General features: G+C 67.3%; 17 protein-coding genes. 6 read left to right on the forward strand and 11 right to left on the reverse strand.

Going from position 1 to position 19,262, the window contains the following annotated elements; genetic code table 11:
• From B2R83_RS11220 to B2R83_RS11230, 3 genes are all read right to left on the reverse strand, one after another.
• Nucleotides 1–588, reverse strand: coding sequence for an SAM-dependent methyltransferase (locus B2R83_RS11220; protein WP_292041167.1), 588 nt, complete (start codon nucleotides 586–588; stop codon nucleotides 1–3).
• A gap of 166 nt (nucleotides 589–754) precedes the next feature.
• On the reverse strand, nucleotides 755–2,044 hold the full coding sequence (locus B2R83_RS11225; RefSeq protein WP_292041170.1) for an APC family permease: 1,290 nt from the start codon (nucleotides 2,042–2,044) through the stop codon (nucleotides 755–757).
• A 150-nt stretch (nucleotides 2,045–2,194) separates the two neighbouring features.
• Entirely contained in the window at nucleotides 2,195–3,088 is an 894-nt protein-coding gene (locus B2R83_RS11230; protein WP_292041172.1) for an alpha/beta fold hydrolase, read from the reverse strand.
• 209 nt (nucleotides 3,089–3,297) lie between these two features.
• On the opposite strand from B2R83_RS11230, the gene B2R83_RS11235 reads away from it, so the two are divergent.
• The gene (locus tag B2R83_RS11235; protein ID WP_292041174.1) at nucleotides 3,298–5,802 is read left to right on the forward strand and encodes a TonB-dependent receptor plug domain-containing protein; all 2,505 of its coding nucleotides are present in this window, start codon (nucleotides 3,298–3,300) and stop codon (nucleotides 5,800–5,802) included.
• Nucleotides 5,803–5,847: 45 nt separating this feature from the next.
• On the opposite strand, the gene B2R83_RS11240 is transcribed toward B2R83_RS11235, so the two are convergent.
• Genes B2R83_RS11240 through B2R83_RS11250 form a run of 3 tightly spaced genes read right to left on the reverse strand, consistent with a single transcriptional unit; the run spans nucleotide 5,848 to nucleotide 8,525 of the window.
• Nucleotides 5,848–6,651 carry a hypothetical protein gene (locus B2R83_RS11240; RefSeq protein ID WP_209586514.1) on the reverse strand — a complete coding sequence of 268 codons (804 nt, stop codon included), beginning with the start codon at nucleotides 6,649–6,651 and terminating at the stop codon, nucleotides 5,848–5,850.
• A 3-nt stretch (nucleotides 6,652–6,654) separates the two neighbouring features.
• Nucleotides 6,655–7,359, reverse strand: a complete 705-nt coding sequence (locus B2R83_RS11245; RefSeq protein WP_292041177.1) for a hypothetical protein — start codon at nucleotides 7,357–7,359, stop codon at nucleotides 6,655–6,657.
• Entirely contained in the window at nucleotides 7,359–8,525 is a 1,167-nt protein-coding gene (locus tag B2R83_RS11250) for an exo-alpha-sialidase (protein WP_292041179.1), read from the reverse strand. Before B2R83_RS11250 ends, B2R83_RS11245 begins: the two co-directional genes overlap by 1 nt.
• Nucleotides 8,526–8,812: 287 nt before the next feature.
• On the opposite strand from B2R83_RS11250, the gene B2R83_RS11255 reads away from it, so the two are divergent.
• Both B2R83_RS11255 and B2R83_RS11260 read left to right on the forward strand, forming a co-directional pair.
• Complete coding sequence (locus tag B2R83_RS11255) at nucleotides 8,813–9,919, forward strand: sensor histidine kinase (protein ID WP_292041181.1); 1,107 nt, start codon at nucleotides 8,813–8,815, stop codon at nucleotides 9,917–9,919.
• The gene (locus B2R83_RS11260; protein ID WP_292041183.1) at nucleotides 9,916–10,707 is read left to right on the forward strand and encodes a LytR/AlgR family response regulator transcription factor; all 792 of its coding nucleotides are present in this window, start codon (nucleotides 9,916–9,918) and stop codon (nucleotides 10,705–10,707) included. Before B2R83_RS11255 ends, B2R83_RS11260 begins: the two co-directional genes overlap by 4 nt.
• A gap of 18 nt (nucleotides 10,708–10,725) precedes the next feature.
• Here the strand turns inward: B2R83_RS11260 and B2R83_RS11265 are convergent, their stop codons facing one another.
• Nucleotides 10,726–10,911, reverse strand: a complete 186-nt coding sequence (locus tag B2R83_RS11265) for a hypothetical protein (protein WP_307189241.1) — start codon at nucleotides 10,909–10,911, stop codon at nucleotides 10,726–10,728.
• A 201-nt stretch (nucleotides 10,912–11,112) separates the two neighbouring features.
• Between B2R83_RS11265 and B2R83_RS11270 the strand changes: the two genes are divergently transcribed.
• Nucleotides 11,113–12,513: a PLP-dependent aminotransferase family protein gene (locus B2R83_RS11270; protein WP_292041184.1), complete on the forward strand. Its 1,401-nt coding sequence runs from the start codon at nucleotides 11,113–11,115 to the stop codon at nucleotides 12,511–12,513.
• Here the strand turns inward: B2R83_RS11270 and B2R83_RS11275 are convergent.
• The 3 genes from B2R83_RS11275 to B2R83_RS11285 all read right to left on the reverse strand — a co-directional run bounded on the left by B2R83_RS11275 (nucleotide 12,494) and on the right by B2R83_RS11285 (nucleotide 14,362).
• The gene (locus B2R83_RS11275; RefSeq protein WP_292041186.1) at nucleotides 12,494–13,051 is read right to left on the reverse strand and encodes a hypothetical protein; all 558 of its coding nucleotides are present in this window, start codon (nucleotides 13,049–13,051) and stop codon (nucleotides 12,494–12,496) included. The two genes, B2R83_RS11270 and B2R83_RS11275, sit on opposite strands and share 20 nt — an antisense overlap.
• 76 nt (nucleotides 13,052–13,127) lie before the next feature.
• Nucleotides 13,128–13,691, reverse strand: coding sequence for a hypothetical protein (locus tag B2R83_RS11280; protein ID WP_292041188.1), 564 nt, complete (start codon nucleotides 13,689–13,691; stop codon nucleotides 13,128–13,130).
• Nucleotides 13,692–13,804: 113 nt separating this feature from the next.
• The gene (locus tag B2R83_RS11285; protein WP_292041190.1) at nucleotides 13,805–14,362 is read right to left on the reverse strand and encodes a cysteine hydrolase family protein; all 558 of its coding nucleotides are present in this window, start codon (nucleotides 14,360–14,362) and stop codon (nucleotides 13,805–13,807) included.
• 101 nt (nucleotides 14,363–14,463) lie between these two features.
• Here B2R83_RS11285 and B2R83_RS11290 point away from each other — a divergent pair, with 101 nt between their 5' ends.
• Both B2R83_RS11290 and B2R83_RS11295 read left to right on the forward strand, forming a co-directional pair.
• Nucleotides 14,464–15,264, forward strand: a complete 801-nt coding sequence (locus B2R83_RS11290) for a ferritin-like domain-containing protein (RefSeq protein ID WP_292041193.1) — start codon at nucleotides 14,464–14,466, stop codon at nucleotides 15,262–15,264.
• An 8-nt stretch (nucleotides 15,265–15,272) separates the two neighbouring features.
• Nucleotides 15,273–17,645, forward strand: coding sequence for a DNA polymerase II (locus B2R83_RS11295; protein ID WP_292041195.1), 2,373 nt, complete (start codon nucleotides 15,273–15,275; stop codon nucleotides 17,643–17,645).
• A 114-nt stretch (nucleotides 17,646–17,759) separates the two neighbouring features.
• On the opposite strand, the gene B2R83_RS11300 is transcribed toward B2R83_RS11295, so the two are convergent.
• Nucleotides 17,760–19,262, reverse strand: coding sequence for a tripartite tricarboxylate transporter permease (locus B2R83_RS11300; RefSeq protein WP_036217630.1), 1,503 nt, complete (start codon nucleotides 19,260–19,262; stop codon nucleotides 17,760–17,762).

A 19,262-nucleotide genomic window follows, 5' to 3' on the forward strand; every position in this document is an offset into this window, starting at 1 on the left:
TCAGGCCTTCACGGCTTTCTTGTTGGCCTGGGTGATGGTCCAGAAATAGATGGTGCGGCCGTCCACTTCGTCCTTCTTCTCGGGCGGCCATTCCGGTCCCATGTCGAAGGCATGCGACACCACGCGGGTGCCGACCTTGAGCTGCTGCCACAGGCGCGGCCGCAGCTTGACGTTCACCGACGGCAGCAGGTAGAGCGTCACCACGGTGGCCGGCGACACGTCCGCCTGGAACAGGTCGCCCACCTTGAAGTTGACGCGGTCGGCCACGCCGGCGGTCTTCGCATTCTCCTTCGCCTCGGCGATGCGCACCGGATTGAGGTCGATGCCGGTGCCGCGCGCGCCGCGGTTCTTGGCCGCCGTCACGACGATGCGGCCGTCGCCGCAGCCGAGGTCGTACAGCACGTCGCTCTTGCCGACCTTGCCCATCTCGAGCATGCGGTCGACCACTTCCTGGGGCGTGGGCACGTAGGGTACGTCCAGGCGCTCTGGCTCGGCCAGGGCTTGCGCGTGCGCGCGGGTCGGCAGCAGGATGGTGCCCGCGGCGGCGGCGGACAGCAGCAGGGTACGGCGGCGTTCGTCGGTTTGCATGTGGACTCCTTCAGGTGGCTCAGTTACTTGGTCAGGGAACGGATCTTGTCTTGGCAGCGTCAAGGCCATCCTTGCGGTCGAGGAAAAGCAGCAGCAGCGATCCGCTGGCAAGCACGGCCACCCCGATCCAGGCCGCGTTCAGCCCGCCGAGCGACTGGCTGTACACTTAGGACAGGCTGGACCAGAGCATGTAGGCGCAGGTGGCGCAGAACAGCAGGGGCAGCAGGGGATACAGCGGCACCCGGAACGGACGCGGCAGGTCGGGCTCGCGCCGGCGCAGCACGAACAGCGACACGCCGCTGAGCAGGAAGAACAGCCAGAACACCGGCGCGGTGAACTCGACCATGGCCTTGAAGCCGCTGCCGAAGGCGACCCCGATGCCGACCAGCACCAGGGCGGCGGCGCACTGGATCGACATCGCCACCGTCGGGGTGCTGTTGGCGTCGTTCCACCGGCCGAGTTTGCGCAGCGAGCGCCAGTCGCGGCCCATGGCGAAGCCGGTGCGGGCCCCGACGATCATGGTGGCATTGATCGAGGTCAGCGCCGAGATCGCGACCAGGATCGAAATCACTTTTTCCCCGGAGGCGCCGAAGGCGATTCCCATGACGTCGGCCGCCAGTGCCTCGGAGCTGGCCATGCCCTGCATGCCCAGCACCTGCAGGCAGGCCCAGGTGACCATCAGGTAGAGGGTCGTGATGATCAGGATCGACAAGGTGAGGGCGCGCACCATGCTGGCGCCGCCGCCGCGGATCTCGGCGCTGATGTAGGCCGCCTCGTTCCAGCCGCCGTAGGTGAGCAGGACGAAGACCATGGCCATGCCGAACGAGACCGGCGCCGCCGCGTCCGTCGTGGCAAGCGCCGGCGCCGCGGCCGGGGCGCCGTCGGTGAAGAAGGCGGCCGCGGCCACCAATAGCAGGAGGCCTCCGATCTCGGCCAGCGTCAGCCACATCTGGGCGCCGGCGCCGGCACGCAAGCCCTGCAGGTTGAGCAGCGACAGCACGACGATCACCGCGCAGGCGTAGGCGGTGGCGCCCCAGCCCTCGGGCAGGAAGCTGAGCGGCACGGCCTGCTGCATGTAGTCGCCGAACACGAAGGCCAGCAGTGCGATCGACCCGGTGGTGATGACGGCGAAGCGGGCCCAGCCGAACAGGAAGGCGGTGGCGCGGCCGTAGGCGCGGTGCAGGAAATGGTAGTCGCCTCCCGGATGCGGGTAGGCGGTGGTGAGTTCGGAATAGCACAGGGCGCCCACCAGCGAGACCAGGCCGCCCAGGATCCACATGGCGAACATCCAGTCGGCACTGCCGCTGAGGCCGGCAACGATGGAAGGCGACTTGAAGATGCCGGCGCCGATGACCACGCCGACGATCAGGGCAACTGCCTGACGTAAACCCAGCAGCCGGCGCGGCTCGGTGCCGTCGCCGGTCGATGCAAACAAGTCCTCATCTGTGCGGTCCATATGGTGCCGATCAAAGTGATGGAGGGAACTTTGCCGGCGAAGAGCGTACCGGCCCATCGCGCATCGTGCACAGGGCCGCGAATCCAGGCGCGCGGTCCTGCGCCGAGGATTATAGGGACGTGTTTTTGGGCGTGGCGCGCGCCTGAACCATCACTCCGACAGGAACGGCAGCGCCCGCGCCAGCAGCGCATCGGGCGCTTCCTCCGGGATGTAGTGGCCGCAGTCCAGGGCTTCGCCCTCGACCTGCGTCGCCACCTTGCGCCACTCCGGCAGCGGATCGAAGCAGCGCTGCACCACCCCTTGCGCGCCCCACAGGGCCAGCAGCGGCGTCTCGATGCGCCGCCCGGCGGCGCGGTCGGCCCGGTCGTGTTCCAGGTCGATGCCGGCCGCAGCCCGGTAATCCTCGCAGATGCCGTGCGCCGTGCCGGGCAAGGACAGGCAGCGCGCGTACTCGGCCAGCGCGCGCGCATCGAAGGGCGCCAGGCCCGCGCTGCGCCGGCCCATCACGTCGCGCAGGTAGGCGCCCGGGTCGGCCTCGATCAGGCGCTCCGGCAGCGGCGCCGGCTGGATCAGGAAAAACCAGTGCCAGTAGGCGCGCGCGAAGGCCTCCGTGGCGCCTTCGTACATGGCCAGCGTCGGCGCGATGTCCAGCAGCACCGCGCGCTCCACGGCCTGCGGATGGTCCGCGACCAGGCGGTGCGCCACGCGCGCACCGCGGTCGTGCGCCATGACGCGAAAGCGTTCGAAGCCGAGATGGCGCATGCTTGCCAGCATGTCGGCGGCCATGACCCGCTTGCTGTAGTTGGCGTGGTCGGGTGCCCCTTGCGGCTTGGAGGAGTCGCCATAGCCGCGCAGGTCGCAGGCGACCACGGTGAAGTGCTGCGCAAGAAGCGGCGCCACCTTGTGCCAGATCGCGTGGGTCTGCGGGTGGCCGTGCAGCAGCAGGAGCGGCGCACCGGCGCCGCCGCTCACGCCGGCGATCGTGATGCCGTCGTCGGTCACGGCGGTAAAAGGGCGAAAACCGGGAAACAAGAGGTCGTGCATACGCGGATCCTGGCTGGTAAAGATGAAAGTGTAGCAAGCGTAAGGCATCCGGGCCTTACAGCAGCCTGACGCGGGCCGGCTGTTGTAAATATGCTCAACTGCAAGTTTTACGAATTGACATCCTATTGTGTGCCCAGCAGTATCGAACAAGCAATAAGCGGCGCCTGGTCCCGGCGCGGTAAGAACCTATAACAAGAGGAAAACCCAAGATGCAGAAACACGACACCAAAAAGACGGTCCTGGCCCTTGCCATCGCTTCCTTGTTCACCGGCGCCCACGCGCAGGACGCCGCGACGGGAACGCCCGCGGCAAGCGACCCGGCGACTGCCGCCACGGTGGTGGTCACCGGCACCCGCGTGGCCAACCGTACCGCCCTGGATACCGCCGCGCCGGTCGACATCATCTCGTCGGAGACGCTGAAGAACGTCGGCACCACCGAAATGAACCAGGCCCTGTCGATCGCGCTGCCTTCGCTGAACTTCCCGCGTCCGGCCATCACCGACGGCACCGACACCATCCGTCCCGCCACCCTGCGCGGCATGGCGCCCGACCAGACCCTGGTGCTGGTGAACTCGAAGCGCCGCCACGCCTCCTCGCTGGTGAACGTGAACGGCTCGATCGGCCGCGGCTCGGCGGCGGTGGACATGAACACCATTCCGACCGCGATCGTGAAAAGCGTCGAGGTGCTGCGCGACGGCGCCGCCGCCCAGTACGGGTCGGACGCCATCTCGGGCGTGGTCAACCTGCGCCTGCGCACCGACCGCGAAGGCGGCGAAGCGAGCGTCACCTACGGCGCGCGCAAGACCGAATACGAGCTGTGGAACGACGTCGCCCCCGCCGGCGCCACCTGGACCGCGCCCGCCAAACGCGAACGCACCGACGGCCAGACCGGCACCGTCAGCATCTGGAAAGGCCTGGCCCTGGGCGAGACCGGCCACCTCACGCTCGCCGGCGAATACAAGAAGCAGGAGCGCACCGAGCGCAGCGGCTACGACATGCGCCAGCAGTACCCGCGCCTGGCGGGTGGCGCTTTCGATCCGCGCGAACTCACCATCAACCGCTTCAACGCCTGGTACGGCGAGCCGGAGATGGAGCAGGTGACCTTTTTCGCCAATGCCGGCAACGACCTGGGCGGCGGCGTCAAGCTGTACGGCTGGGCGAGCTACCAGAACCGCTTCGCGCGCTCGGGCGGCTTCTTCCGCCCGGCCCAGGATGCGCGCAACATCCCCTCGATCTATCCTGACGGCTTCCTGCCGATCATCGCGCCGACCGTGAACGACTTCTCCGCCCTAGGGGGCGTCACCTGGCAGGCCGGCAGCTGGGACATGGACGCCTCGCTCGGCTACGGCAGGAACAAGATGGAGTACGACATCGAGAACACGCTGAACCGCTCGATCGGCCCGAGCAGCAAGCGTACTTTCTATGCCGGCGGCTATGCCTATGACCAGCTGGTGTTCAACCTGACCGGCGTGCGCACGCTGGAGGTGCCCAGCTTCGCTTCGCCGCTGAACGTCGCGCTCGGCCTTGAAGCGCGCCGCGAAGGTTACGAGCTGTTCGCGGGCGAGCCGGATTCCTGGCGCGCCGGCCCCGAGATCCTGCCGAACGGCACCCCGGCCGCGCCCGGCGCCCAGGTGTTCCCGGGCTTCCGCCCGTCCAACGAGGTCGATGCGCACCGCAGCGCGATCGGCGCTTTCGTCGACCTGGAAGCGAACATCACGCCCCAGTTGCTGGCCTCGGTGGCGGTGCGCGGCGAGCACTACACCGACTTCGGCAACAGCCTGGCCGGCAAGCTCTCCGGCCGCTACGACTTCAGCAAGGCCTTCGCCCTGCGCGGCGCCATCCAGAACGGCTTCCGCGCGCCCTCGCCGCAGCAGCAGAACTTCACCGCGACCTCCACCAACTTCATCAACGGCGTGCCCTTCGAGATCACCACCTTCCGCCCGACCGACCGGGTGGCCGTGGCGCTGGGCGCCAAGCCGCTCGAAGCGGAAAAATCGGTGAACGCTTCGCTGGGCGCGGTGATGCGCTTCGATCCGTTCAGTATCACGATCGACGCCTACCGCATCGACATCGAGGACCGCATCATCCTGTCCGAGAACCTGACCCAGGCGAACGTACGCAACTACATCATCTCGCAGGGGATCACGGGCGTGGGCGGCGGGCGCTTCTTCATCAACGGCGTCGATACCCGCACCCAGGGCGTGGACGTGGTGGTGAGCTGGCCGATGAAGACCGCCAATGCCGGCAACTTCGACTTCACGGTGGCCGGCAACTTCACCGATACGGAGGTGACCAAGGTGCCGGTCACGGCGCAGCTGAGCGCCCTGAACCCGGCGCCGGTGCTGTTCGACCGCCTGAACGTGCTGTCGCTGGAGAAGGGCCAGCCGGAGAACAAGCTGAGCGCGAACGTGAACTGGAAACTGGGCCAGTGGGGCGCGACCTTCCGTGCGACCCGCTACGGCAAGGTGCTGTCGCCGGGGACCACCGCGGCGCTGGACTTCTGGATGGATCCGAAGACCCTGGTGGACATCGAAGCGCGCTACGCGTTCACGCCGAAACTGAGCCTGGCTTTGGGTGCGGACAACCTGTTCGACCAGTATCCGGAGACCCAGCCGCCGGCGCTGAACACCACAGGCAACACCCCGTTCGCGAACTATGCGCCGTTCGGACGGGCAGGGCGCTTCATCTACGCCCGCATGAACTACGGCTTCTGAGCCGTGGCTGGCCGGGCGGCGATGCCGCCCGGCCAATGAGACTGATCAGCCGACCATGGCGCCGGCGCCGGCGCTCAGCATCCAGCCGTTCATCAACAGGAACAGCATCCACAGCGCGAACAGCGTCGACACGCGGCGCATGTCGGCCGGGTTCTCGAACAGCGGTGCGCGCTTGTATGCCACGCCCACGAAATAGGCGCCGAACACGGTCGCCATGTAGTGGACCGCGCCGAACATCTCGCCCAGCTCGCCCTTGCGCGGATGGTCGACCAGCAGGTGCGACAGCGCCACCAGCACCAGGTAGGGCACCGAGGCCGACAGCGGCGGCAGGTACAGGCCCATCTTCTCGACCCAGTCCTGTACGCCCGGCTTGAAGCGCGCCACCAGCGGCAGGATCAGGTTGTGCGTGATGCCGGTGATGAAGATCAGCTTGAGCAGCACGTTCTTGTGCAGGCTGCCGTCGCCCATTGCCAGGTTGTGGATGTTGGTCTCGCCCTGGCGGTTATTCTGCAGGAAGAATTCCGAGGACTGGATGTTCAGGATGCGCTGGAACCAGCTGATCTCTTCCATTGCCGCCAGCGCGCACAGCAGACTCAGGCCGCCCAGGGTCAGCAATTCCATGACGCCGCGGTCGCTGCGCTTGAGGCGTTCGAAGAACGCGAAGCCGAGCAGGCCGGCCAGCGCCATGAAGCACAGGAACTGCATCCATTCGACGATGCCGTCTTCCACCAGAAGGCGGTCCATGCTGGCCGGGTTGCCCGCCAGGGCAACCGCGAGCAGCAGCACGAATGCGTTGATGACGATCCCGGTGGCGATGACGGGATGGAGATACCACTTCTTGTTTGCCACAGACTACTCCTTCATTGATGAAATCGGTTCGGCGCCGGCAGGATGCAGCACCGGCAGCTCCGCTTCCGCGCTGGCCAGCGCTCGGTGCGCGCGGGCGCGCAGCAGGACGCGCAGGGCTGCGCCCAGCAGGGTGACCAGGGCCCAGCCCCACAGCAGCGGGTCGAGCAGCGCATCCCACAGGTTCCCGCTCGGCAGGCGCGCGAACGAGAACAGGGCCAGGGCGCCCAGGATCGCGGCGGTTTGCAGGGGGAAGCGGCCGCGCGTGGCGGCCAGCGCGCAGATGGCGGCCAGCAGCACCGCGCCCAGCGCCGCGCGTCCGCCGAAGCCGGCGTAATAATAGCCGCCCGCTATCAGGCCGAAGGCGTCGAGGTAGAGCAGCAGGCCGGTCACGGCGAGCGCCGCCGCCAGCGGCACCGGCAGCGCGGCCGGGACCGGACCGGAAGCATTGCGCCAGCGCGCATGCAGCTTGAGCAGGCACAGGCCGGCCAGCAGGGCGCTCGGATACTGGAAGGCCAGGCCCAGGTGCCAGGCCGGCGAGGCGGCGCCCGGCAGGGCCATCAGTAGCAGGCAGGCTGCCAGGGTCGCGCCCAGCGCGCGCCGCGGCAGGCGCCAGGACGCGGGCCACAGGCCGACCAGGATGGCGGCCAGCACCAGTGCCCACGCCAGGCGGGCATACACGAATTGCAGCGAAAGATCGGGCAGGGTCACTAGATGGTCTCTCCAATGCTGATCCGGTACCGGTGATGCGCGATCGCCTGGCGCTGGAAGGTATACGTGATGTGCAGTTCGCGGCCGACCTGCTGCATGGTGGGATAGGAAAACTCGTCACCCTTGCCGCCGCTGGCCACGTCGGCCACGGTGCGCCAGGTGTGGCCGTCTTTCGAGAGCGACAGGCGCAGCAGGCTGCGCGAGCCGCCGCCGGGGGCGATATGGTTGTGCAGCATCAGGAATTCGCCGTTGGCCAGGCGCAGCACCGCCATCGAGGTGTTCTCGTTGTTCAGGTCCAGGGCCGGCAGGTCTTCCCAGCTGGCGCCGCCGTCGCGGCTGCGCGCATGCTGCACGCGGCGCTCGTCGCTGGCGTCGCGCATCCAGGCGCGCACCTCGGTAGTGGACACCGGGACGATGGCCGGCTGCAGCGTGGTGGTGCGGGTGCCGATGCGCCCCAGGCCGGTGGGCTCGCCGTCCGGGCCGAAGGCCATCATCATCGGGTACTTGATGCCGATCTCGAAATACACCGGCAGCCACCAGCCGCCGTCGACCAGTCCCACCGCGTTGGTGCGCACCAGCACGCTGGTATTGAACAGAGGCGACATCGGCAGCACGCGCTTCATGGCGAAGCTGGCCCCTTCATCGACGGAGACCAGGTGCGCCACGCGCGACGCCGCCCATCCGCCCAGGCCGGTGGCGACCACGTACAGGTGGATCTGGCCGTCCGGACCGGTCCAGGCCACCGGGTTGCCGATGCGGCGCACGCCGAAGCCGAGGGCCTTGCCGAGCGTTTCGCGGCTGGCGACCATCCAGGGCTCGCCCCATTTGCCGTTCTGCCATTGCGAGGCATAGACCTTGACGTCCGGTCCGCTTTCGCGGCTGCCGGCCCACCAGAAGGTGATCATGCGGTCGCCGGGCAGCGTCGCCATCGCGCTGGCATGGGCCGAGGGCGTATTGCGCGGCATCGGGATCAGGGAGCGCGACAGTTCGGACAGGGCCACCCGTCCCGGCACCACGGCCTGCACCGTGGAAGGGGCGGCGGCGGCCCGGGCGCGGCTCCAGCGCACCGTCTCGGCGCAGGCGATGGCCAGCACCACGGCGGCGCAGGCAATGGCGGTACGGCTGCGCGTCATCTTCATCTTGCGCGCGTGCGGGGATCGTTCCATACACTCCCGGCGAGCCGGGCTGGGCCGGTTCGCGACACTGGTTATCGTATTGATGAGCTGCGGGGTAAAAGCCGGCTGGGCTGTACCGAGCAAAGGCGCTATCCTACAGGAAAGGAGGCGCTGGTGACATATCCCCAGGACCATTTCGCGGGGGGCAGGCGACAATCCGGTCGACCGGCAAGCCGGTTCACGGTATCGAAATGCGGGTTCGTCGCTCCCGTCTTGCCGAGACGGCATCGGCTGGGCAGAATGCTGGTCATCCTGATAACGCATCGAAGCGAGGCCGCATGACCAGCTCCATCCTTTCCCTTGCGCCGGCGCCGGCGGCCCCGCCGGACAGCTTTGGCGCCAGGCTGCTGCGCGACCTCCGGATGGCCGTCGTGTTCGGCGTGCTGGCGGCGGTGATCATCACGCTGGTGGTTGGGCGGCCCGAAACCTTGTACGAACAGCTCGCGTACTCCTGCTTCATCTCGGTGCTGGGCTTTGCCATCGTCGACACGGCGCGCCTGCTGTTCTGGCCGGGGCCATTGCAGGACCGGCGCCAGTGGCTGGCGCTGGCGGGCGTTGCGGCCCTGGCGGCGCCGCTGGCCCACTTCAGCGGCGTGCAGGTGATCGGCCGCCTGCTCGAGCACAATCCTCCCGACCTGGCCGGCTACGCCACGCTGCCGCGCCTGAGCCTGGCCGCCTTGACCTTCCTGCTGCTGTGCGCGGGCATGGTGCTGGCGGCGCACCGCGAGGGGCTGCGGCGGGCCGAGCAGCAACACCACGCGGCGCGCCTGCGTGCCGAAACCGTCGAACGCCAGGCCCTGCAGGCACAGCTGCGCCTGCTGCAGGCCCAGATCGAACCGCACATGCTGTTCAATACGCTGGCCAACCTGCAGGGACTGATCGCGATCGACCCGGACCGCGCCAACACCATGCTCGACCAGCTGATCCAGTACCTGCGCGCCACGCTGGGCGCCGCGCGCTCGGAAAGCACCACGCTGGCCGATGAATTCGCCGCCATGGACGCCTATCTCGGCCTGATGCAGGTGCGCATGGGCGAGCGCCTGTCCTACCGGCTGGAGCTGCCGCCCGCGCTGCGCGCGGCGAAACTGCCGCCGATGCTGCTGCAGCCCCTGGTCGAGAACGCGATCGTGCATGGACTCGAACCGAAGATCGAGGGCGGCGAAGTCCGGATCGCCGCCGAGGCGCGCGACGGCCTGCTCGACCTGCGCATCCTCGATACCGGCCTGGGCCTCGGCCAGTCCAGCCGCGGCGGCGGCGGGGTCGGCGTCGCCACTACTCGCGAACGCCTGCGCGTGCTGTACGGCGAACGCGCAGGCGTCCTGATCACGCCGGCACAGCCGCAAGGCACCCTTGTCCGCCTTACTTTACCTTTGGAGACCGCATGAGCATCCGCGCCCTGATTGCAGAAGACGAACCGATCCTCGCGGCGACCCTGGCCCGCCTCTTGAGCAAGCTGTGGCCCGAACTGGAGATCGTCGCGACCGCCCCGAACGGCGTGGCCGCGGTGGAGCAGGCACTGGCGACCCGGCCCGACGTGCTGTTCATGGACATCAAGATGCCCGGCCAGACCGGCATCGACGCGGCCGAGGAACTGGCCGAGCGCTGGGACGGCTCAGGGCCGTTCCCGCACGTCGTGTTCGTGACCGCCTACGACGATTACGCGGTGCAGGCCTTCGAGCAGGCGGCGGCCGACTATGTGCTGAAACCGGTGAACGAGGCGCGCCTGGCCCGCACGGTCGAGCGCCTGCAGGGCCTGCTGGGGCGACGGCAGGCAGAGGACGGGGGCGATCCGCTCGCCGATCTGGTCGGTCGGCTGCAGGCGCTGATGCCGGCCGCCCCGGCTCCGGAACGCTTGACGATCGTGCGCGCGGCGGTCGGCAACATGGTGCGCATGATTCCGGTGGCCGATGTGGTGTACTTCCAGGCCACCGACAAGTATGTGAACGTGGTCACGGCGGAGAGCGAGGCGCTGATCCGGGTGCCGCTCAAGGAACTGCTGCCTCAGCTCGACCCGGACACCTTCCGCCAGGTCAATCGCAGCACCGTGGTGAACCTGGGCTGCGTGGCCAGCGCCGGGCGCGATTCGATGGGCAAGGTGATGCTCAACCTGCGCAACCGGCCCGAGAAGCCGCGCGTGAGTCCGGTGTACGCCCACCTGTTCCGCCAGATGTAGGGCGGCGCCTGCACGCCCTCAAGGCATGCTCAGGTCCAGGCCGAGCGTCCTGGCAAGGAAGAAGGTGGCCAGGCCCAGGATGAGGAGCAGCACCAGGAACAGGACCGCCAGCTTGCCGGCGGCGCGCAGCACCGCGCGCTTTTCCTGCTGCTTGTCCTGGTTCTTTTCCCCTTGATCGTAATGCCACTTGACGGCGTAGAACATGCCGATGCCTAACACGACAAACTTGAATACATAGAATACTACTGGGGTCCATTCCATATTTTTGAGCGGGTGCATCCGGCGCTTCATTGCCGAATAGTGATGAGAGAGGAGAAAAAAGCGCGGCGACTGCCATGCAAGGATGGTGTTGCGGCACGTTCTGAGGCATTCTACTTAAAAACAATATCCATACATTGAGACAAAATGTCCCAGTTGAGATCCATACAAGATGAAGTTTCGCCATCCTGGCTGCCGCGCCTGGCCGGAAACAAAGGGCCACGTTTCCTGCAGATCGCGGACGCCCTGCAGGCGGCGGTGGCCGATGGATCGTTGAAACCGGGCGACCGTCTGCCTCCCCAGCGCCAGTTGGCGGCGCAGCTGGACATCGACCTGACGACGGTCACGCGCGCCTACGACGAAGCCAGGCGCCGTCACCTGCTGGAAGGACGCGGCGCGCGCGGCACCTATGTCGCAGCGCCGAAAGTCGAACTGACAGCGGTCCTCGACCTGAGCATGAATACCCCGCCGCCGCCCGATGGCGTGGATTTCGGCGAGCTGTTAAAGCAAGGTCTGTCGCAAGTGCTGATGCGGGCGGACAATGCATCGCTGATGACCTACCACCTGGGCGGGGGAAGCGACTCCGACCGCAAGGCTGGCGCCGCATGGCTCGAGCCCATGTTCGGAACGCTGGATTCGGGGCAGCTGGTCGTCTGTCCGGGCGCGCAAGCGGCGATTGCCGCATTGATCCTTGCGCTGACGGAGCCCGGCGATGTCATCCTGGCGGAGCCCATGACCTATCCCGGCCTGCGCGCCGCAGCGACGCAGTTCGGCCGGCGCCTCATTGCGGTGGAAGCGGACCAGCACGGGATGCTGCCCGAGATGCTCGAGGGAGCCTGCCGCCAGCACAAGCCTGGGCTGGTCTACCTCAATCCGACTTTACAGAACCCGACCACCGCCACGATGCCGGAACGCCGGCGCAAGGAGCTCGCCGGCGTCGCGCAACGCTGCAAGCTACGCATCGTCGAGGACGATCCCTACTGGCTGCTCGCCGATGCTCCACCGCCGCCGATCGCCACGCTTGCTCCGGAGCAGGTGGTCTACATCTCGACCCTGTCGAAATGCCTGACGCCCGGCCTGCGTGTCGCTTTCGTGCTGGTACGCGATCGGCAATTGCGGGAACGCTTCCTGGCCGCGCTCAGGTCGTTTGCGCTGATGGTTGCCCCCTTGAGCGCAGCGCTGGCCACCCAGTGGATCCTCGACGGTTCGGCCGACGCATTATTGGCAGGCGTGCACAAGGAAGCGCGCCTGCGCCACCGGATGGCGCGCGATATTCTTGCGGGGCGCTACAGCGGCGCCGGCGACGGCCTGCACGTATGGCTCGAACTGCCGGCGTACTGGAACTCCTCGCAGCTCGCGCGTGCGGCCGACAGCGAGGGCATCGCGGTCACGCCGGCGGAGGCATTTGCAAGCGGCAGCGGACCGGTGAATGCGATCCGGATTTCCCTGGGCAGCATCCAGGACCGTGGACGCCTGCAGGCGGGCCTGCAGCGGCTGTCTCATCTGCTTGCGCGGCGGCCTGAGCCGTTCAGCGCTGCTGTGGTTTAAGCAGTGTGTTGCGGGCATCGATTGAGCTGCAAAACAGGCGATTTTCGGATTTGCCGTCGTTCTCATCGAGACCATTATGCGGCGCACAATACTGATCGGTGCCGAAAGTGACTCGCTCCAGGAGCGTCTGAACCGGCTTGACCAGCAGTTTTGGCAAGACCCTGACGGGATAGAAGGACGAATCAAGGCCTTTGCGCTCAGTCGTGGCCTGGTTCGTTTGACATGACGAGTTCAGAACAGAGCGATGCGGCGCCGTGCCCTTAACTGCAAATGAGCTTGGACTGATGGAAATGAGACGACCCTTCCAGTTTCTTTGTGTGCTCGCGATATTTGTCCTGGCAGGCGTAGCGGGATACCACGGGATTAACGGCGTCCTCGAAGGTACGGTAGCGTTCCCGAAAAAGACAGAATTCTTGCTGATGGTTCGCGCGGCGTCCCCGAAAACATACTGGGCGTGCGTCGCGTTCTGGCTGGCCAGTTGTGTGGGATTCGTTTGGCTGGCGATCGTAAATTTGCTTGAGATGAGTCGCCCGCCCAAGGATCATATCGAGTAGACCAGGGTCTTGAAGGGGTGCTGTCCCACGGTGTCAAGCCTTGTTCGGCAACACATCGGACTAGGGCAGGCCAGCCCCGCGCACCCGCTCGCCGCGCGCCAGCCGCAGCACGGCGCCACACACCAGGTGCACGGCAAACGCGCAGGCCGCGATGACCGAGGCCACCAGCACCGGCAGCACGGCGCCGAAGGTGAGGCTCATGCCCAGCGCGAAACCGAGCACGTATTCGGCACGCCAGGCGCCCGCACACACGGCCGCGGCAAAGGCGCCGAAGAAGATCCAGGTCACGGCCGGGTGCCCGAGCGTGAAGGCCAGCGCCAAGGCCCCGGCCCACAGCAAGGCGACGGCGAAGCGGGCCCGGGCGAGGGTGCGGAAACGCTCCCGGCTCCCCATCTGCAACAGGGTGGCGGCGCGGCGCTGGATGCGTCCCACCAGGAACCAGACCAGCAGTGGCGCGACCAGCAACCCCCACCAGTTGGAGACGGCGGGCAGTTCCGGGTTGTTCAGCAGGTGGTGGGCCGGGACGCCGCCGTGGCTGTATTCCCAGCCGAGGTGGAGGACTTCGGCGGTAAAGGCGGACGTGGTGAGGATGAGGCGGGACTGCAGGTCAGGACGGGCGAACATGGCACGCTTCCTTTGCGGTGGGCCTGGCGATGGACGGAACGTCCGGCCGGTCAGTGTAGCAAGCCTGAGCAGCTTGCCACAATGTCAAACGGGTAGAGTGTGGCTCGGGAGACTCAGTCGAGCAGACGCAGGGCGTCGGCGGTCGTCACGATGCTTGCGTACTCTCCCGCCAGGTTCGCCAGCGACATCGCATGCACCTCGTCGGCGCTGCGCAGCGCACCGGCATGGTCGTGGCGGGCGAAGGTGAAGCAGGCGTCTGCCGCCACGCTCACCTGAAAGCCGAGATTGCCGGCGCTGCGCACGCTGCATTCGACCGAGATGTTGGTGCTGACGCCCGCCACCACCAGGCGCTCGATGCCGCGCACCCGCAGCCAGCGTTCCAGCCCCGTGAGAATGAAGGCGTCCGGGACGTTTTTCTCGACCACGTGCTCGCCCTGGCGCGGCGCGAACACCGGCTGGAAGGCGGCGCCCGGCTGCCCGGGAGCGAAGCCCGAGCCCGGTGTGCGCGAGATGTGGCGCACGTGCACCACCGGTGCCGCGCGTGCGCGCCATGCGTCCAGCAGCGTATCGATGTTGGCCTCGGCCTGCGGGTTATTTCGCGCGCCCGCATCCGGGCTGGCCATGCATTGCTGCATGTCGATGATCAGGAGGGCAGGGTGCTCGTGGCGCATGGGGGACCCGGGTCGATGGCGATGCCATCATGGTAACCCAGCCAATGACGGCCCGGCGGCTTTGGTACACTAACGCTTTTCGATTTACCCAAGGCTTGATGATGGCGCAACCGCTGGAGCTACGCGCATGCGCTCTGCAATCCCTGCTCGAGACCGATCCCGCCGCCAAGAGCGCGGGCGTCGCGGCGATGCGCGCCGCGCACCGGCTTGGCGACTGGCGCGTCGACGCCGACGCCGCCCTGGATGCGCCCGCGGGCATCCCCGGCCGCCCGGCGCGGCCCGAACTGGTGCCGCCGCGGCTGGTCGGCCGCCGCTCGATGGCGACCGTGGAGGGACGCGCCATGCTGATCCATGCGCTTGCCCACATCGAATTCAACGCGGTCAACCTGGCCCTCGACGCGCTGTGGCGCTTCCCGGGCATGCCTCAGGACTACTACACCGACTGGTTGCGCGTGGCGGGCGAAGAAGCGCTGCATTTCGACATGCTGTGCGGCCACCTGGCCAAGCTCGGCTACGGCTACGGCGACTTCCCGGGCCACGACAGCCTGTGGGAGATGGTCGAAAAGACCCGCGACGACGTGCTGGCGCGCATGGCGCTGGTGCCGCGTACGCTGGAAGCGCGCGCGCTCGATGCGATCCCGCCGCTGCGCGCCAAGCTGGCGCAGGCCGGCGACCTGGAGGCCGCCGCCATCCTCGACGTGCTGCTGGATGATGAGGTGGGGCACGTCGAGATCGGCAACCGCTGGTACCTGCACCTGTGCGGACTACGTGGCCTGGAGCCGGTGTCCACCTACGGCGAGCTGACGGTACAGTACAAGGCGCCGGTATTGAAAGGCCCCTTCAACATCGAGGCGCGGCGCCAGGCGGGCTTCAGCGAAGCGGAGCTGGCGCGCTTCAGCTAGCCCCCGGCATGGATTCCACACCTATTCAGGGCTTCCTGCTGACCCGCCACTGGCGCGACCTGGATGCCGGCCTCGAGGTCGAATTCTGGGTCGCTACGGAAGGGGGGGCGCGCCGCGTGCGCCTGGCGCCGCAGACTCCGGTCGCCTTCTTCCCACTGGAACAGCGTGAAGCAGCGGAACTTGCGCTGCACGGCGAAAAGCGCGGCTGGGAACTGCGCGAGCTGTCGCTGTGCGACTTCCACCACCGTCCCGTCCTCGGCCTGTACTGCCGCCAGTACCGCCAGCTGCTGCGGCTGGAAAAGCGGCTGCGCGAGTTCGGGGTCCCCGTCTACGAGGCCGACGTGCGCCCGCCCGAGCGCTACCTGATGGAGCGGTTCATCACGGCGCCGGTGCTGGTGCATGGCACGCCGGATGCGGACGATCCTCTCCTCATCCGCGACGGCCAGCTCAAGCCGGACGGCGATTATCGTCCGCAGCTGCGCATGGTCTCGCTCGACATCGAGACCAACCAGCACGGCGAACTGTACTGCATCGGCCTGGAAGGCTGCGGCCAGCGCCAGGTCTACATGCTGGGCGAGCCCAACGGGGCACCACGGGAAATGGACTTCACACTGGAGTACTGTGTGAGCCGTGCGGAGCTGCTCGACCGTCTCGAAGAATGGATCCGCGTGCACGACCCGGACGCGATCATCGGCTGGAACGTGATCCAGTTCGACCTGCGCATGCTGGTGCAGGCGGCCGAACGCCTGGGACGCCCCTTGCGGCTGGGGCGCGACGGCAGCGCCATCGAGACCCGCGAGCACGGGCGTTCCGAACACTTCTTCGTGTCGATCGCGGGCCGCCTGGTCATCGACGGCATCGAGGCGCTGCGCTCGGCCACTTACAGTTTTCCTTCGTTCAGCCTCGAATCGGTGTCGCAAAGCCTGCTGGGCGAAGGCAAGGCGATCGACAACCCCTACAGCCGGATGGACGAGATCAACCGCATGTTCGCCGAGGACAAGCCGGCGCTGGCCTTCTACAACCTGAAGGACTGCGAACTGGTCACCCGCATCTTCGAGAAGACGGAGCTGGTCCGCTTCCTGCTCGAGCGGGCCAGCGTCACCGGGCTGGCGGTGGACCGCAGCGGCGGCTCGGTGGCCGCCTTCGAGCACCGCTACATGCCACTGATGCACCGCCAGGGTTTCGTGGCCCCCAACATCGGCGACGTGGCGGCGGGGGACAGCCCGGGCGGCTTCGTGATGGATTCGCGCTCTGGCCTGTACGACTCGGTGGTGGTGCTCGACTACAAGAGCCTGTACCCGTCGATCATCCGGACTTTCCTGATCGATCCGGTCGGCCTGGTGGCCGGCCTGGCCGAACCCGAGGAGCGCACCGTGCCGGGTTTTCGCGGCGCCCGCTTCTCGCGCACGCGCCACTGCCTGCCGGGCATCGTGCGCCAGGTGTGGGAAGGGCGCGAAGCGGCCAAGCGCGAGCGCAACGCGCCGCTGTCGCAGTCGCTCAAGATCATCATGAACGCCTTCTACGGCGTGCTCGGGACCACCGCCTGCCGCTTCTTCGATCCGCGCCTGGCCTCCTCGATCACGATGCGCGGGCACGAGATCATGCACCGCACCCGCGCGCTGATCGAGGAACAGGGCTACGGGGTGATCTACGGCGACACCGACTCCACCTTCGTCTGGCTCGGCGGCCCGCACGCGCAGGAGGATGCGGAGCGCATCGGGCGCGCGCTGGTCGATCAGGTCAACGGCTGGTGGCGCGAGCGCTTGCGGGCCGAATATGGCCTCGACTCGCACCTGGAGCTGGAATTCGACACCCACTACGCGCGCTTCCTGATGCCTACCGTGCGCGGCTCCGACGAAGGCAGCAAGAAGCGCTACGCCGGCCTGGTGCTGAACGCCGACGGCAGCGAAGAGGTGGTGTACAAGGGGCTGGAGACGGTGCGTACCGACTGGTCGCCGCTGGCGCAGCAGTTTCAGCAGGAGCTCTACCTGCGCGTGTTCAAGGGCCAGCCTTACGAGGCCTGGGTGGCCGACTACGTGGCGCGCACGCTGCGCGGGGAACTGGACGAACTGCTGGTCTACCGCAAGCGCCTGCGCCGGCCGCTTGACGAATACGAGCGCAACGTCCCTCCGCACGTGCGCGCGGCGCGCATGGCCGACGATTTCCATACCGCCCAGGGGCGGCCGGCGCAATACCGGCGCGGCGGCTGGATCCGCTACGTGATGACCACGGCGGGGCCGGAACCGCTGGAGCTGCGGCGCTCGGCCATCGACTACGAACACTACCTGACGAAGCAGCTCGAGCCGATCGCCGACGCGATCCTGCCTTTTCTGGGCGACAGTTTTGCGCGGCTGACCAGCCCGCAGGGTGCGCTGTTCTGACAAAAAAATGCCGCCCCGAGGGGCGGCATCCGCATCGCTATTTCCTTGCCGTGCTCGCTCGGCGGTACAAGCATGCCGAACGAGCGGGCGCGATGTCGCGCATCGATAAGGTAATCACTCTTCCTGGAACGCTTCCTCGCGCTTCTTGCGCAGCGCCGGCAGCATCACGATGATCAGCGCGATGGCCGCCATGGCCAGCATGGTGGCGCTGATCGGGCTGCGCAGGAAGACCATCGGGTCGCTGTGCGAGAGCAGCAGCGCGCGGCGCAGGTATTCCTCCATCATGGGGCCGATGATGTAGCCGAGCAGCATCGGCGCCGGTTCCGCACCCAGCTTGGCGCAGATGTAGCCGAACAGGCCGAACAGCGCCATGAGCCAGATGTCGAACTCGTTGTTGTTCAGGCTGAACACGCCGATCGCGCAGAACATCAGGATGGCCGGGTACAGGCGGTGGTAGGGGACCAGGATCATCTTGACCCACAGGCCGATCATCGGCAGGTTCAACACCACCAGGAACAGGTTCCCGAACCACATCGACACGATCAGGCCCCAGAACAGCGCCGGCTGCTCGGTCATCACGGCGGGACCCGGCTGGATGCCCTGGATGATCATCGCGCCGATCATCAGCGCCATCACCGGGTTGGACGGGATGCCGAGCGTGAGCATGGGGATGAAGGAGGTCTGGGCGCCGGCATTGTTGGCCGCTTCCGGCGCCGCCACGCCTTCGATCGCGCCCTTGCCGAAGTTCTTGGCATTGGGCGAGACCTTCTTCTCGATCGAGTAGGCCGAGAACGAGGCCAGCATGGCGCCGCCACCCGGCAGGATGCCGAGCGCCGAGCCGAGGAAGGTGCCGCGCAGGACCGGCGCGAGGATGCGCTTGAAGTCGTCCTTGCTCAGCATCAGGCCCTGGACCTTCTTCATCAGCACGTTGCGGTCTTCGCCGTGCTCGAGGTTGCGGATGATCTCGCCGATGCCGAACATGCCCATCGCGACGATCACGAAGTTGATGCCGTCGGCCAGTTCCGGCTTGTCGAAGGTGTAGCGCTGCGCGCCCGAGTTGACGTCGGTGCCGATCAGGCCGAGCAGCAGGCCCAGGATCACCATGCCGATCGCGTTGAGCAGCGAGCCGCTCGCCAGCACCACCGAGGCCACCAGGCCCAGCACCATCAGCGAGAAATACTCGGCCGGGCCGAACTTCAGCGCCAGGTCGGCCAGCGGCGGCGCGAACAGGGCCAGCAGGATGGTGGCGACGGTGCCGGCGAAGAAGGAACCGATCGCCGCGGTGGCCAGCGCCTTGCCGGCCTGGCCGTTGCGCGCCATCTTGTAGCCGTCGAGCGCGGTCACGACCGAGGACGATTCGCCCGGCAGGTTGACCAGGATGGCGGTGGTCGAGCCGCCGTACTGGGCGCCGTAGTAGATACCCGCCAGCATGATCAGGGCCGAGACCGGCGGCAGGCCGAAGGTGGCCGGCAGCAGCATGGCGATGGTGGCGATCGGGCCCAGGCCCGGCAGCACGCCGACCGCGGTGCCCACAAAAACGCCGACCAGGCAGTAGAACAGGTTGGTCAGGGTGAAGGCCGTCTCGAGGCCCAGTCCCAGGTTGGTGAAGATCTCCAT

This window comes from Massilia sp. UBA6681, from assembly GCF_002454935.1.
Lineage (GTDB): Bacteria > Pseudomonadota > Gammaproteobacteria > Burkholderiales > Burkholderiaceae_D > Telluria > Telluria varians.